Here is a 16,009-nt window from a genome sequence, read left to right as displayed (position 1 = left end):
GACGACAATCCCAGGCCATGGACCCGGACGATGGCGATGATGGACCAGCTTGAAAGATGGACAAATTTGAAAGTATGCGGGCCTTTACCCAGGTGGTGGAAACTGGGGGATTTGCGGCGGCGGCACGGCAGATGGGCCTATCGCGATCGGCGGTGAATAAGCTGGTGATGAATTTGGAGGATGATCTCCAAGTGCAATTACTCCACCGCACGACCCGCAAGGTCACCCCTACCCCCACAGGGCAGGCGTTTTACGAACGCTGTGGGGCAATTTTGGCCGATGTGGAGGAGGCAGAGCGGTCGGTATCTCACCTGCAAACCGAGCCTCGGGGCCAGTTGCGGGTGAATGCCCCCATGACCTTTGGCACCCTGCACCTTGCCCCCGCGATCGCGGATTTTCTGCTTCAGTACCCCGACCTCCATGTGGAACTCAGTCTCAGCGATCGCTTCATCGACCCCATCGACGAAGGTTTCGACGTGACGGTACGGATTGCCCAGCCCCCCACCGCCCCCAGCCTGATCGTCCACGAACTCTGTCCCGCTCCGGTGATTCTCTGTGGGGCTCCCACCTACTTGGCTCGCCAGGGGGCTCCCGCCACCCCCGCCGATCTCACCCACCACGCCTGCCTGTCCTACGGCCACCTGACCAGCGACAATCAGTGGACTCTGATTGGTCCCGATGGCCCCCACAGAGTCACCATCAGCGGTCCCCTCTGTGCCAATAATGGCGAGCCCCTGCGAGAGGCGGCGGTGCGGGGACTGGGGATTACCCTGCTGCCCCAGTTCATTGTGGCATCCGATCTCCAGGCGGGGCGATTAGAGCGGGTATTGGCCCCCTATGCCGCTCCTGCGATCGCGGTCTGCGTGCTGTACCCCGTCAACCGCCACCTCTCGACAAAGGTGCGGCTATTGACGGAATTTTTGCAACAGCGCTTTGGCCCTCACCCCCAAGCCCTATCGGGCAGGCTCAGCCTTTCTTGAATGCCGTTAGGCTATACAATCCCCCTCCCCCCTATGTCCTAAACCCACCCTGGAAAAGAGATTTGGGGTGTAGAGGCAGAGTGGCTGCTCTGCGAGTGGAAGCGCCAACGTGAAATCCACCCTAATCTTGTGCATGATCTTGTGCATGAACAGTCTAAGTTAGGTCTAAGTTCGGTTTAAGTTAGGTCTGGCCAAAAACCTGGGCACCCTAGGCACAGCCCAACCCCCACAACATCCCCAGAGCATCAGCCATGCCTGAGACCGAAGGGATCCCATCCCCTCTAGACATCACAGTGGCGATTCCCACCTACAACGGAGCCCAGCGCCTGCCCCAGGTTTTGGAGCGTTTGCAAGCCCAAGTCAACACAGAAGGGCTGCGGTGGGAGGTTCTTGTCATTGACAACAATAGTCAAGACAATACCGCTGAAGTAGTTCGCCAATTGCAGACTCAGTGGCCCTCCGCCTTTCCTCTACGCTATATTTTTGAGCCTCGCCAAGGGGCCGCTTTTGCCCGCCAAGCTGCAATGCAGGCCATCACCAGCGAGTTAGTCGGTTTTCTGGATGACGACAATTTACCTGAAGTGAACTGGGTGGCGGAGGCAGTGGATTTTAGTCGCCGCCACCCCAAAGCAGGAGCCTTTAGTGGCCGTATTGAGGGGTGCTACGAAACCACTCCTCCTGAAGGCTTTGAGCAAGTGAAAGCCTTTCTAGCCATTCGCGATCATGGGTCCAAAGTTATTGCCTTTGAACCGGATAAATTACAGTTGCCGCCTGCTGCCTCCCTGCTGATTCGCAGGCAAGCCTGGGTTGATTGCGTTCCAGCCCAACCGGCCTTGACCGGCAAGCTACCCGGCTTATTTATTCAGGGAGATGATTATGAGCCCTTGCTCTATATCCATAAGGGCAACTGGCAAATTCTATATAATCCAGCCCTCAAAACCTATCATCAAATTTCTCGACAACGATTTGAAAAAGAGTATTTGATGACCCTAGCCCGAGGGTGTGGCTTAGCCACTTGTCAACTGGCCCTCATCACTGCTAATAGTTGGCATAAACCCCTAATTGTCTTGCGAATATTTTTGGGAAATCTACGGAGATTGTCAGTCCATATTCTCAAGCACAAAGGTCATATCAATATAGATCTCCCCACCGCATTTAAATTTGAGTTTTACTTGGGCAGCCTATTAAGCCCCCTATATATCCGCCGTTGGTAAGGATGATTGTATTTTTTTAAGCCAAGAAAACTAAACTGATAAATTGCTGTTTAATCAGGATATTTAAAGCATTAACATGAACACCCAGAAAGATAATATTGAAAATTTGAATAGCAAAAAAATCGCTTGTCTAGTGTCAGATTGTGAGGGAGGGGGAATACAAAAGAATAACTTAAGGCTAATGCATAGGATTGCCTCTGAAACCCTTGCCACTATGGAGCTTGTAGTTTTATCTAATTCAGGACCACTGTCTAGCCAGCTTCCCAAAAGAACCAAGCTTATTGATTTGGGTACAGGAGCATTAGAACACAGACTTAAGTATCTGATCAGGTTAACTCGTTATTTGACAGCCTACTTTAAAGAAAGCAAGCCTGATATTGTTATTTCTCGGTTGCCAGGTGTCAATGCCTGTTCGGTACTTGCGAAACTAATCTCCGGCCAGAAAATCTTAATGATCTTGGCAGAGCATACATTGCCTATCGATAGATTACTTCAGGTAGAACAAAGCACTTCTAAAAGTCGAGCCAATATTTCTGTCACCTCAAATTTGATGCCGCTGTTAGTCCGGTTTCTTTATCCTATGTCCCATTGTGTTGTTGCAGTGTCATCGGGTATTGCTAAAGAACTTGAGGAACAGAAAAAAGTTAACCCAGAGAAAATTCGAGTCATCTATAACCCTGTTGTTAATCAAGACCTAATTGAGCAGTCAGGTAAGCCAATTAATCATCCCTGGTTTGAAGTAGGAGAGCCACCTGTAATTCTAGCTGTGGGCAGACTAGAAATCCAAAAGGATTATCCAACTTTAATTCATGCTTTTCATGATTTTCGACGCAAGAAAAAAGCTCGGCTACTAATCCTGGGTGATGGTAAAATGCGCCCACAAATTGAGAAGCTAATTGATAGTTTGGATCTAACTGAAGACATCTCCTTGCCAGGTTTTCTTCCTAATCCTTATAGCTATATGAGTCGAGCATCGTTGCTGGTTTTGTCATCAATATGGGAAATTCTACCGACTGTTCTAATTGAGGCTCTAGCCTGCGGATGTCCCGTTGTATCAACTAACTGTGACTATGGACCAGCAGAAATTCTAGCGGACGGAAAATATGGATGGCTCACTCCTGTAGGAGATTCATTAGCCCTTTCACAAGTCATCGATATTGCCCTAGTCAGTAGCCCTGATAAAATTTCTCTAAAGCAGAGAGCATCTGAATTTGACGCGGAATCTTCCACAATTAAATATATGGAATTAATGAACTCATGAATTAAAATAATAACTCGTTGGGTGAGTTCATCTTTTGTACTCTGTAATCAAGATTAAAGTTTAGTTGGTATAATTTCAATGCTAAAAACTCCTGAAGCAATAAAAAGCTCTAGCAGCATCACGGTTTTGCCATCGAAATTAGTTGGTGAAGTGAGAGTAAGTGGAGCAAAAAATTCGGCTTTACGCCTACTAGCAGCTTCTTTACTTACTCCCGCAATTATTCGACTGAAAAATTATCCAAGCACATTGTTAGATGCACGTCTTCACATTGAGATGCTAGAAAAGCTGGGCAAAAAATGTCGTCTTTTAGGTGATGACGAAATAGAAATATCAGAGATAGAAATACCCAAATCAGAACTTGTTTGGGATAAGAGATCAATTCGCAATACACTTTTAATCTTAGGAGCTTTAACCGCAAGGACAGGTAAGGGCAAGGTTCCTCTCCCTGGAGGATGCAAGTTAGGCGACAGAAATTATGATATCCATATTATGTTACTTAAAGCATTGGGGGCCAATGTATGGGAAGAAGAAAACTATCTTTGTGCTGAAGTTCCGAATGGCAAGCGTCTACGAGGAACAGATGTATTTTTACCCATTCGGTCTACAGGTGCAACAGAAAATAGCATTATTGCTGCATGTTTAGCAGAAGGTACTACACGCATTTGGGGACCTCATATTCGTCCAGAAATCCTTGATCTCGTGAGGTTTCTTCGTTCCCTTGGAGCAAAAATTGAAGTTCGCGGACAAGAAAGTATTCTGGTAGACGGTGTGGCTGAGCTAGGAGGTACTACTCACGAAGTTATTCCTGACAATATTGAAGCACTGACGTGGCTTATAGGTGCAGCTATTACCTCAGGAGATGTTGAGATTCTTGATTTTCCATTCAACCACTTAGAAGTCCCTCTGATTCATCTTAGAGAAAGCGGTGTTCGTTTTTATAGATTGGAAAATCGTCTTATTGTGAGAGGGGGAGACTGCTACCCTGTAGATATCAGTACAGGACCATATCCAGGTATCAACTCCGATATGCAACCCCTATTAGCAGTTTTAGGAGCTGTAGCCCTTGGAGAAAGTCGCATTATTGATCTGAGGTTTCCTGGTCGTTATGCCTACGCTGAAGAACTAGCAAAAATGGGTATAGCTTTCAAGGTAAAAAATAACCTTCTCATAATTGAAGGAGGACACCCCATTCATGGAGCTCAGGTTACTGCTTTAGATCTTAGAGCCGGTGCAGCATTGATGGTTGCAGGTTTTGCTGCCAACAGCCCTACCAATATTAATGATGCATGGCAAATTTTAAGGGGTTATGATCATTTAGAAAAGAAGTTGTCTCAGCTTGGAGCAAAAGTCACTCTTGGATCTTATTCCTTGAACTGATACAGTCTTGAAACTCAAGATACAAAGAAATTTAGGCCATAAGATTCTCCTTAGAAAAGATCAAAGGAAATAAGTTATGTATTCAATTTTCATTGATTCCAATCTTCTTAGTGGCGCAGAAAAAAGAGCTCTAAAGCTATCCCATGAATTAAACAAAAGAGGGATAGAGTGCAAGTTCTTAATAACAAGACGCTTTTTCAGGGCTTTGTCAGCAACAAAGTACAGTAATTTTCTGGAGAATTATATAATCGTTGATAATAGCTGGCTATATCAATTAAGAGAGATCGAGAGAGTAGGGAAAATAGTAAAATACTTAGGGCTTAGAAAACTTTTAAGTTTATTTTACAAGAACAGAGTTCTTGAAATTATAAGAAACAATGGAATAGAGGTAGTCCATGTATTTCTTTATTCTGATTTGCGATTAATTCAAAGTATCAGCCAACACACATCGGCAAAAACAGTTTTCGAGATCACTAGCCCAGATTATGTGGAAAGTATGTCCAAACGGAAGAGCGCTTATTTAGAAGCTTATTCCTATTTTAATGCCGTCAGTGACTCGGTTTATATCAATGCTGCCAAATTCATCCCAACACCTAGATTGGGCAAAGCACCAATTCCATTCTTCGATCCTATTGAATATACAATAAATCAAGACGAACTTTTTAATAAAAAAGGAAATATTATTGTATTTGCTCATAGGCTCATTCCAAGAAAAAATGGACTATTGTTTGCCAAGGTTGTCAAAGCTTTTTTGGAAAATCATTCAGGTTGGCAGGTCAAAATCCTTGGAGAAGGTCCAGAGCACTCTGAAATCAATCGTCTTCTTTTAGAGGAAATATCTGCTGGTATTGTCGTAACTGGCTACCAGTCAAACATTCTTTCAGAACTAGAGAAGAGTCGAATTTTTGTATCTATTATTGAGCCAGATAACTACCCATCACAGAGTGTTCTTGAGGCTATGTATGCAGGTAATGCACTCCTCCTGTCAGACAAGGGATTCACAAAAAAACGCTTCTTTAATGATAACGGCTTACTCTGTGATATTGAATTTGATGATGTACTATCCAAGTTGGTTGAGTTGGTTCAGGATGTTCCTAGGCTGGAAACCTTTGGCCGTAATTCCCTTGGCCTTTTAAAGGCGAGATATGAAAAATCGCTATACATAAACTATTTACATGAAATGTATGTTTCCGTGAAAAGTGCTCATTGAAAACTTGTACACTTCACAGGAATTCAGCCACACTGGGTTCCCAGGATGTGATTCTTTTTGGCTCTTCCGGTCTGGCTATGGGAAGCCAAGACCCAAGATGCCTAAAACCCTCTCATACCAATGCTTGTAAGCCTTAGCCCCATAAAAAGAGCCTTGAAGACTTATTTTAAGCTAAAAGCCTTGTATAGCAATGCTTTCAGGTCATCGAGGACCGATTTTCCATACTTAAGCCGGAAGAGCCGGATGTTCTTTAGGAAACCCGCGCAGGCAGGTTTGGTTCGTGTAGGCGCGATGTCAACCGCCTACCGAAACGCCTACCGAAAACTTGCGTCAGTCAATCAGGGCTTTGGGAGATCCGCTGGGGAAACATTCTCTATCGATAGCACGTCTTCTTCTAGAGCCCATAGTCTGCTTAGAGACACTACCAGGGCCTAGAAGACCACTGCCCCGTGGGCAAGAATCTCTAGGAGGCTTATGGGGAAAGCTTTTCCGGCTTGCATGATCGTTTTACGAACAGAGGTGGGTACCATACTGCACATGGCTAATTTACAGAAGCTTCATATTCCAGTGCTATTATCGCTTGCTTCTGGATGCTTACCGAAGCGCTGAAAGGCAGTCTTATGTCTCTTGATGAGAATCAGTGCCCCTGCGGGGGCGAGTATGTAGGCTTCATGAGTACCATTACCTTGGGGTTCGTCCTAGCTCTCTTGTAAACCACAAGGCTTCTCTATCGTTTTCAGCTTCGTGTAGGTTAAACAGGCGCTCGCCGTCAACTCACTTAGGTCAGTTGCTATGTCTCGTTTTCGTCACTTTACAAAGTCCATCAGAAGTTTCCCCCGTGAAGCCCTCAAGGGATTCATGCAGAAGCTCCTTACTGTATTGTTCCGCTCTCACCATCAGGGTCGGCGGCTAGCACGATCAGGCTTTGTTTTCCCTACAACTGTGATGCTACTCCTCGTAGTGGCTTTGACAGCGAGCGCGTTGACCTACAGAGCCTATAGCCGTAGTGAGAGTGCGATTCTGGCTCGCCAGCAGCAGGTCATTACAAACGCAGCTACTCCAGCAATTGACCGGGCCAAGGCCAAGATTGAATATCTATTTTCCAACGATGTTCGCTCGCCCCGTCGCGTTCCTACGAGCGATCAGCTGAAAACGATGCTGTTGGCGACCGTTGAAGATACTTCTATTGAAATTATCAAGGAACCGTCTGACATATATACTCTGACGGATGAAACCCGAATTGATCTGAACGGTGATGGCACCCTAGATAATGCCTGGTATTTCAGTACTGGCGTAGGAAGCCAAGTGGTGGGCTACTCCATCTTGATTGACGATTCAAATGCTGGCCAGACAATTGATTCGCCAGTTACGCTTGACAAGGCCAAAGCACAGGTTACTCGTAACGGCCCTATTAGTACATCAGAGGCTCCCAACGCCTGTGTCGCAGCCAGCGGAGCGGGTGAGGGTCAACGGAGTGAAGAGGGCTGGCAAATTGTTAGCCCCACAAAGGTTGAAAAAAATATTCAAGTCAATGCCTTTGTCGCGGATCTAAATGATATCAGTGGCACCGCAACTACCCTAGAGTTTCAACAAGTTCGAGAAGGAGATCGTAGTAGTAAGTGGGGAGCTTGGTTTCGCTATGACCTAGAAGTCTATTCTGGTCCGGAGTTCAACTGGAATGGTGCAATGCACACCCAGGGTAGCTTGATCTTCGGGAATAACTTCAAGGGCTACATGATTAGCTCCAAAAATTCCTGTGTCTATGGACCAGGAGCCTCCGATATCACAGTAGGTCGAGACATTAGCCAAACAGGATTCCATGGCCAGCTCGTTCTACGGAACTTGGGTGGATCTTCTTCTTCTGTTGCTCCTATTATTCATCACGAGCAGGCGGCACTTGCGGCTGCACAAGTAACCCTAAGTGCTGCAAATCAGTCAGTCACGGGCACTACTATTGGCACAGGCTTGGATCCAGACAAAACCCGAGAGGGAGTCTATTTAGATCCTGTCAAAGTTTATTTACAAGATATCTCGTCTCATGTTACTCCCGGTGGGGCTACCGGTGGATGGGTTTCTACTGATCCAAACCCAACTGATGATGCAGATGGACGTGTTAAGCGATTCGAGGCTTTCAAGGGACGAATTCAAGAAATTGACGAGAAGCTACTGAAAAACCTGGCTCTCGACGATGTCTTCCGAGCCGACAATCGTTGGGGACCCAAGGCCAGCTACACCGCCGAAGGACAAACCAAGATCGATGTTCCTGGGAATATTGGTGCGTCAATTACAGGTGGTAATACAACTGTCCTTACCAGTTCAGAGGGGGGCTTGGACGGCTACTGGGAAAGGCAGGCCATTACCAAAGGGAGTCGCTTCATTGTGGGTGAGCGATTGGAGTTGGGTAATGTCAATGGCTGGAATGTTAACCCTAGAGACTTAAATACATTAGGCGTTGATCCGCTCTATCCACCCCTTAATATTCCTGTAGATACGGTTTCTAATGCGCGTCAGTTTGGCCGTGCTGAGCAAAAGCAACGCCGCACCCTGCGAGATAACTTGGCGGCAGTCCAAGGTATGGTTGTCTATCGCTGGGATCTTGGTAGTGGCACTACTCCTCAAGCTTGTATTGCTACTACAGCCCACCATGGAACTTTGCAGGCAGTCACTAATAGCCGGACCTTCCGCAAGCGCAGTGATGATGCTACCGAGGTCATGACTGATTTCTTGACCGGAAAGGGTACCAATGGTTGGGAGTTTAGTGTAATCGCTCCCACTGCCGGGAAAATGGATGATGCCCTAAACAATCTTGCTAAGTTTGCAGGAGATCCCGATGGTGGCGCTCCTTCCTTTGAGCCAGTCCAAAATACCTTTGTCCACCCTTACCCCTATATGTCCATGTGGGGTGACTTCTCGGTACTTCGTAGGACTTTGCCCATCACAGATAAGAGTCCGGCAGACAACAGTACTCTTGACACTGCTGCCTGTACCCTGAGTCTCTTGGCCTACAATCTAGAAGCCATCAAGGCAGAATACGACGATGTTCCGCTTACAGATTGGCCCGGATTAGCTGGTCAGTTGACCGCAGCTTATAACGCGGACAATTCCCTGTATAGCGATGCTACCAAGACCTACAAGGATTGGCAGGCTTCAACAAATGTGACAGCAGCAAACAAGCCTTTGGTTGAAGCTGGGTATCGATACTGGGAGATTGAAAGAGACCGCACCTTTGGGTTTAAAAATGGGCTGGGCTTGCCGAAGGTCAGTACTCAGACTTGGGGAGCAGGTGCATATAATCCGGCTACAGCAACCTATACCACCTCTGCTGGCACTGCTGGCTCTGTGACAAATGGCGTTGATGTATACCCTGTTACTTCATACGACGTAACTTGTGATCCAAACATATTTGCCAACACGACTTACTACAATGTTGCTGACGAAGATGATGCTTTGAGCTTAGCTCTGGCTCTTTGCCCCAAAAAGAATGCTAAGCCTCGCTTTCCATCGCTCTTCTACCTTTTCCCTGTTGTTAGTCACGGTTACGATGGTGCAGCATCTACCACCATCCCTGCTGGTACTTATGGTCGGGTATCCACCGCAGAAATGACAGGTGTGAATCTGAGCATTGCCACCGAGCCATATATTGACTACGTCGCTGGTGCTGCTGCCCCTAAGTACAATCAAACTCAGACTTTCGCTGCTATTACCTATGCTGAAATTGAAGCTATTGCAGCAGATCCTAAAGCAGCAACAGGTTCTGGATGGACTTTGCCAACTGACACCGGTAAAGCTGCATTGGTAGCAACTTGGGGTGATGCCAACTCCCCAGATCAAGCTCCGTTTCGTTTGACTGTCACGGATGATGATGGCAGTTCACCTACTGGGTTTGATGTCTCTGTTCTTGACAAAATCACCTACAGTGGCCGCGAAAATATGGCCATTCGCGTCCTTGATCTCCATGTAGGCCGGTTGATGGCAGATAACTGGTTTTATGGGCAGGAGGCATCAGGTGTTGAGCATTTTGGCCTAACCTACGCATTCCGAGAGGATGCTGTTCGTGAGGACGAGATTGTGCGTCCCACCAGTGGTACAGATGCTACCTGTAACCAATACAGTGTCTTTAGGGAGTATGCTGCTGCCAACTCCGCCTGTTATATGAGCATTCCTGCCAATGCGCTGGATGCCAAGGATCCGCCGCTATCGGTCCATAAGATCAGCACCAAACCGGTAGACTTTGCCCCCGATCCTGACCGTCGTCCCTATGGCTTCCGGTTACGTAACGGAGCAAGCTTTGGTCGCGCCACGACAGTTCAGTCTGGTCTGACCTTCATTACTGACAACAGTGTCATCATCCACGGTGACTTCAACCTCCATAGCAGTAGTCCGACCCTGGAAGAGTTTGGTCCTGCTACTACCCAGCTATTGAGGGAGGGTTTCACGTTTAACAAATTCTACAATCGTTCCAACTTACATCTCACGAACTTTGCTAACTCCACCAACGATCCATGGCGACCTGCTGAGATTCTGGCTGATGCTGTCTATATCCATTCAGACAACTTCAAGGATGGCTTTGTAGAGGCTGCCTACACCGATCTCTTGGGGGTTAGTGGCGGTCTAGGCGAGGGGAAAGTTTCCTTCGAGAATATGAATATCCTGGGTCGTTCCAGCAGTGGTGGTACTGAACTATCACGTCCCAATCCCGATCAAGTACTCCGTGAGAATGGTACTGGCACTGGCGCTCCAGTTTACTTTGACCGTGATGGCAATGTCTACAACTCGGGGGGTACGAAGACTAACTTAGTTGTTTCTCCTAGTCCCTATTACTACTGGGGTTTTAGAGATGTAGCCAATACTTTCCAAAAAGCCCGATTTAACAACCTGATAAAAGCCAAGGAAACAACTGTCAACGCCCTTCTGATTTCCGGAATTGTCCCGTCTCGTCCATCCCAATCCTACGGCGGCATTCACAATTTTCCTCGGATGCATGAGCAGTGGGCGGGCGTTAAGTTGTACATTGCTGGTGGATTCTATCAGCTCTTCTTTAGTCATAGTGCAACTGCCCCTTTCAACCTAAATACCTGGGAACCGACAGATGCCCTGAGAGCAAATACCATGCCTGACTATTACGGTGCACCCGATCGGGTTTGGGGTTATGACGTAGCCCTGCAATATTCTCCACCCCACCCAGTCTCGCTACGGTTCATTTCTGTGGGTAATGCCCGCAGTGAGTTTTACCGAGAGTTGTCAGTAGATGATCCCTATATCAAGCTATTGCGCTGTGCAAAAGACAGTGGCGGTAACCAGATTGATCCCAAAGCCACCTGCTCTTAGCCTATCGGAGGCCATAGCCCATGAGTACCCAACGATTTGATTCCAAAATGGGGCGGTGGTTCTGGATCCCCGCCCAAGATACCGAAGCGGGGCTTACCCTAATCGAGTGTTTGGTAGCTATCATCGTCGTCGGCATTAGTGTTGCAGCCATTGCCCCTGCCATGGTGCTCACTGTTGCTACCCGAGTCCAGAGCCAAAAAGCTGACCAAGCTCTTAATCTGGCTCAGGCCGAAATTGACCGTATTCGTCTAATCATGGAAAGAGGATCCGCCACGGCTGATAATCTGCCCTTATCAACCCCCACCGCCGACATTCGCGCTGTCACAGCTCCGATTAGCTTTGTCGCTTCCACCAGTTTCACTGATGCTGCAACTCAAGCAATACGGGTAGATGCCAACGGCGATGGCTCAGACGATTTTGCCATCCAAGTCTTTCGAGATCCGGGGGTATTCCGTGTTGGGCAATCAACCCCCCTAGCCTTTTCTATGGGAGTGCGTGTCTACGATATTCGCGCTGAGGAGGCTATCAGCAATGGTGATCCTCTCGGGATTGAGCAGGCCGCTATAGGTATGACCAGTGGAGAAGGTCAACGCCGAAACCGTCCCCTTGCCATCTTGTATACGAACGTTTTGCGGGGGGATGCTAGCGGTTCTCTTTGTACCTACGCCGATTCTCTGGCGGGTGGTGCCTCCACTGGCTTGTCTTGCAATTAACAATCCCCGAAACCCATGAAATTCTCCTTGTCCCACAACTGGCGTTATCAGTGGCTCTCGCGGGCAATTAAGTTTCGGCAGTCGGGTTTTACACTGCTAGAACTCTTGGTTGCCCTACTGATTGGCAGCATCATAATTACCGTTCTCTTGCAACTGGTACTAGAGCTACTGCAAGTAGAGCGCCGGGAGACGGCAGTAGACAATACCCAGCGGGATATGCGGCGTGCCCTGGAATATATCGCCTCTGATGTGAGAGAAGCGGTGTATGTCTACTCCACACCTAGTACATCAGCCGCCGTGGACTCGATTAAGGATGCTCTGCCTGGTGGTGCTAATAATACAGTATTAGCCTTTTGGCGGCTTGATCCAATTGATGACGTGAGCTTTCTAAATTGCCCTGGAATGCCCGCAGCTCAAAGAAATGAGTGTAATGTTCTTAAGGTAAGACAAGCTACCTATTCCCTTGTAGTTTATAAGCTTGTTGAGAACGACGGAAATCCTACCTGGCCTGGTCGGGCTCGCATTGTACGCTATCGGTTACCTAAATATCAGACCATGACGGCTACCAGTCTGAATTCAACGCCGGGATATGTAGAGCCTGTTTCTCGTACCAATCCTGAGTTGACATTTGAAAACTGGAGAGCTACTGCTACTCCTACAGGTGTTAATCCTGTAGTCTTAGTGGATTACGTTGATGAACCTGATAGCTCTATCAACGATGTTTCAATTCTCACCTGTCCAGTGGGTATGATGCGAAATCCTGTCGATGCATCTCAGTCAACAAGCTTTTTTACCTGTGTTCAGGATCCTGCTGGTGCTGAGGAGGGCAATCTAAATCAAGATGTTGAAATTTTTCTAAGAGGCAACTTTGAACCCGCTAGTGGTGGTGGACTTATTCGTGCCTTGAGCGAGTCTAGTGGTTTGCCGACTCTCCGTACCGCAGTTTTGGTGCGAGGAGTTCTGGATAAAAATCAGTAAGTTGTCCCCATTCTAGCTTCCCGTATAGAGATAGATAATCGCTACTCCCAATCCCCTGCTAGAGAACTTCCTGGAGTCATTATGCCTCTTCCCTTCAATATTCCTAAATCTGTCACAAAATCAACTACAGTAGGTTTTACTTTGATTGAGGTGCTAGTAGTAGTGATTATTGTGAGTATCTTAGCCTCCATTGCTGCCCCTGACTGGTTTTCCTACCTCATGAGTCGGCGGGTCGTCGCTACTCGCGATGAAGTTCGCCAAGTTCTAGAACAGGCCCAAAATAGAGCCATAACAGAGCGACGTAAGCATGTTGTAACCTTCTATCCCGGTGAACCAACACCTACTGTCAGCGTTGGTTCTACTGCTAACGATGGCACTAAAGAACCTCTGGGTGGGGAGAGCGTGAAGCCAGGAATGCTGACCTTATCAGCTACTTCTACGACAGTTGCCTTTGACTATAATGGAGTTGTGGAAAGTGCACCAATCACAGTCACGATTTCTCCAACCAATGTTGGTGGGCGTCAAAGTTGTGTCAAGGTATTGACCCTCTTAGGTGGTCTTGCCAATGAAAATGGAGATGGGTGCAACTGATTTTCTCCGCTACGATCCGACATGAAAATGTGCCTTCACTGATCAAAAAATAGATATTTTATGGGATGTCAAAATTCCCGAAAAACATTAGCCTGATGGAAAAGCCGTAATTGGTTTGCGTCCATCCCACTTCAAGGTCTAATGTTTTTTGTGCCCATTCCCATGACCACTACTTTTTATGGAATTGCTCCCTGACATAGATGCATGTGTTGGGAGATGATGAGATCGCGAAAGGATCACCGAAGAGTCTGGATGGCGGAGCGCCTGCAAAAACTACTATCCCAATGGGGCGTAGCGTCTCGGCGGCAGGCCGAGACGCTGATTCGTGCGGGCCGGGTCCAGGTGAACGGTACCGTGGCCCACCTGGGGCAGCAGGCAGATCCGGCATTGGATCGGGTGGAACTGGATGGTCGGATAATTAGTCCTGAAAATCGTCCTGAGTACCACTACCTACTGCTGAACAAACCCATAGATGTGGTCTCTACCTGTGAAGACCCCTGGGGTCGCCCCACCGTTTTGGGGCTGCTACCCCCAGAATTACAACAAGGTACCGGCATTCACCCCGTCGGGCGCTTAGATGCTAATTCCACTGGAGCCTTGATTTTGACCAACGACGGCGATCTCACCTTTCGCCTGACCCATCCCAGCTACCACGTGCCCAAAACCTATCGGGTTTGGGTCGCCGGGAAGCCTACCCCAGCTACCCTCCAACGGTGGCAGCGCGGTATAGTGCTGGCGGGGCAACGGACATTGCCCGCCCAAGTCCGAACCCTCGCTCAGGAAGCCTCCAGGACGGAATTGGAGGTGGTCTTGCGCGAAGGCCGCAATCGCCAAATTCGTCGTGTGGCTGAAGCCCTAGGGCATCCGGTGCTGCGCCTCCATCGAATTGCCATCGGATCGATCAAATTGGCTAGTTTATTACCGGGTTATGTGCGAAATTTAACGAAAGATGAAGTGGCTAGCCTACAATCCAATCAGACCCATCAACCGATCAAAGCCATCAATACCTCCCCAATACAGCCTCGCTAGCCCCAACCGTTGATAAATTCATTTATGTCGAGTTCCCTCCCGTTCCTAGATTCCTCGCATGAAGAGACAACCCCTCAACCTTATTGATTTGCACCGGGAGCAACTGGTGGATATCGGGCGTATCCTGCGGGAAAAGCGGGAATCCCGGAATCTGACCCATGACGCGATCGCGGAAAAAACCCTGATTCGCTCCAGCCTCCTGAAGGCCATTGAGGCTGCCGACGTACAGCAACTCCCTGAGCCCGTCTATACTCGCGGCCTTATTCGCCAGTATGCCAATCTCTTGGATTTGGATGGCGATACCCTTTCCAGCCAATACTTCACCCCTCCCCAGGTAAAACCCAAACGGTCCTTCTGGCGGGTCGCGATTACGCCCCAACTGCGCCCTGTCCACCTCTACATGATTTACATCCTGGTTATTGGGGCAGCGGTGAGCGGTTTGTCCTACACCCTGAAGCAAGCGGGCTACGGCACCAGTACCCTGCCACCCCTGACAGGAGAAGATTTGGAAGCTGCTATGGAGCCGCCTGCCTCCCCCCAGGCGACCCAGGAGACAAGCGTAAGTGACAACAGCCTTGCTGTTGCTACCGACTCCCCAGTGCGAGTGGCGGTGGAAATTCAGGACCAGTCTTGGCTACGCATTACGGTGGATGGAGAAGTCAGCTTTGAAGGCGTCCTCCGGCAGGGGGATTCCCGTACTTGGACGGCGGATGAGCGTTTGGTCATCCGGGCTGGAAATGCGGGCGGTGTGATGGTGTCTTTCAATGAAGGCACGTCCCAGTCCCTAGGCAAGCCGGGAGTGGTAACGGAGGTTGCCTTCCCCCCCACCGAAGCCACCGCACTGTTGCCCTGACCTGTAGGGGCGTGCGGCTGCACGCTCAAGGCGGCTGCACGCCCAAGGCAACATCTCTCGCGATGACACCGAGAACTGGTGTATCTCTTGCCTACCGGGCGATTGCCCCTACGGGATCTACCCCAACACCCCATCACCCCAACATCGGTCACCCGCGCACCGGGCAACCATCCTATGCCCTCTGGGCAGGCTCCGCCAACGACCCGCTCAGGACAGGCAAGGGATTGCCCCTACGGATCCAGATCAATATCGGTTACCCGGCACTGGGTAGGGCGGGTTTTGAGCCCCCCATTTGGGATCCCCCAAGGGATTGTCCCTACGGAATTAACTTCAACCCTGGATTACCCGGCACTGGGTAGGGCGGGTTTTGAGCCCCCCATTGGGGATTTCCCAGTAGACACGAGCTAAACCCGCCCCTCCGGGATTTACCCCACCACCCCACCACCCCAATACCCCACCACCCCAATACCCCATC

Annotated in this window: 11 protein-coding genes; all 11 read left to right on the top strand. The window is 48.7% G+C overall.

What is annotated here, in order from left to right; all coding sequences use genetic code 11:
• Positions 1–56: 56 nt before the first annotated feature.
• The 11 genes from LEP6406_RS0214985 (at position 57) to LEP6406_RS28315 (ending at position 15,534) form a co-directional block, all read left to right on the top strand.
• A complete protein-coding gene (locus tag LEP6406_RS0214985; RefSeq protein ID WP_008318723.1) occupies positions 57–980 on the top strand; it encodes a LysR family transcriptional regulator in 924 nt (307 codons plus the stop codon).
• 251 nt (positions 981–1,231) lie between these two features.
• Entirely contained in the window at positions 1,232–2,194 is a 963-nt protein-coding gene (gene hpsE / locus LEP6406_RS0214980) for a hormogonium polysaccharide biosynthesis glycosyltransferase HpsE (RefSeq protein ID WP_008318721.1), read from the top strand.
• 76 nt (positions 2,195–2,270) lie between these two features.
• Positions 2,271–3,455 carry a glycosyltransferase gene (locus tag LEP6406_RS0214975; protein WP_008318719.1) on the top strand — a complete coding sequence of 395 codons (1,185 nt, stop codon included), beginning with the start codon at positions 2,271–2,273 and terminating at the stop codon, positions 3,453–3,455.
• 78 nt (positions 3,456–3,533) lie between these two features.
• Positions 3,534–4,832, top strand: coding sequence for a UDP-N-acetylglucosamine 1-carboxyvinyltransferase (locus LEP6406_RS0214970; protein WP_008318716.1), 1,299 nt, complete (start codon positions 3,534–3,536; stop codon positions 4,830–4,832).
• A gap of 76 nt (positions 4,833–4,908) precedes the next feature.
• On the top strand, positions 4,909–6,042 hold the full coding sequence (locus tag LEP6406_RS0214965; RefSeq protein WP_008318715.1) for a glycosyltransferase: 1,134 nt from the start codon (positions 4,909–4,911) through the stop codon (positions 6,040–6,042).
• A 792-nt stretch (positions 6,043–6,834) separates the two neighbouring features.
• Positions 6,835–11,370 (top strand): hormogonium polysaccharide biosynthesis protein HpsA, encoded by a 4,536-nt coding sequence (gene hpsA / locus LEP6406_RS0214960; RefSeq protein ID WP_008318713.1) that lies wholly within the window; start codon positions 6,835–6,837, stop codon positions 11,368–11,370.
• 20 nt (positions 11,371–11,390) lie between these two features.
• Positions 11,391–12,083 (top strand): prepilin-type N-terminal cleavage/methylation domain-containing protein, encoded by a 693-nt coding sequence (locus LEP6406_RS30405; RefSeq protein ID WP_008318711.1) that lies wholly within the window; start codon positions 11,391–11,393, stop codon positions 12,081–12,083.
• Positions 12,084–12,098: 15 nt separating this feature from the next.
• Positions 12,099–13,061 (top strand): prepilin-type N-terminal cleavage/methylation domain-containing protein, encoded by a 963-nt coding sequence (locus tag LEP6406_RS0214950; RefSeq protein WP_008318709.1) that lies wholly within the window; start codon positions 12,099–12,101, stop codon positions 13,059–13,061.
• Between the two features lie 81 nt (positions 13,062–13,142).
• On the top strand, positions 13,143–13,652 hold the full coding sequence (locus LEP6406_RS30400; protein ID WP_008318707.1) for a prepilin-type N-terminal cleavage/methylation domain-containing protein: 510 nt from the start codon (positions 13,143–13,145) through the stop codon (positions 13,650–13,652).
• Positions 13,653–13,904: 252 nt separating this feature from the next.
• On the top strand, positions 13,905–14,681 hold the full coding sequence (locus LEP6406_RS0214940) for a pseudouridine synthase (protein WP_008318704.1): 777 nt from the start codon (positions 13,905–13,907) through the stop codon (positions 14,679–14,681).
• 58 nt (positions 14,682–14,739) lie between these two features.
• Positions 14,740–15,534, top strand: a complete 795-nt coding sequence (locus LEP6406_RS28315; protein WP_008318702.1) for a helix-turn-helix domain-containing protein — start codon at positions 14,740–14,742, stop codon at positions 15,532–15,534.
• Positions 15,535–16,009 lie beyond the last annotated feature (475 nt).

Source organism: Leptolyngbya sp. PCC 6406 (assembly GCF_000332095.2).
Classification (GTDB): Bacteria; Cyanobacteriota; Cyanobacteriia; order Phormidesmidales; family Phormidesmidaceae; genus PCC-6406.
The sequence above is the reverse complement of the archived record's forward strand: the minus strand, read 5'-3'. Positions and strand labels throughout refer to the sequence as shown.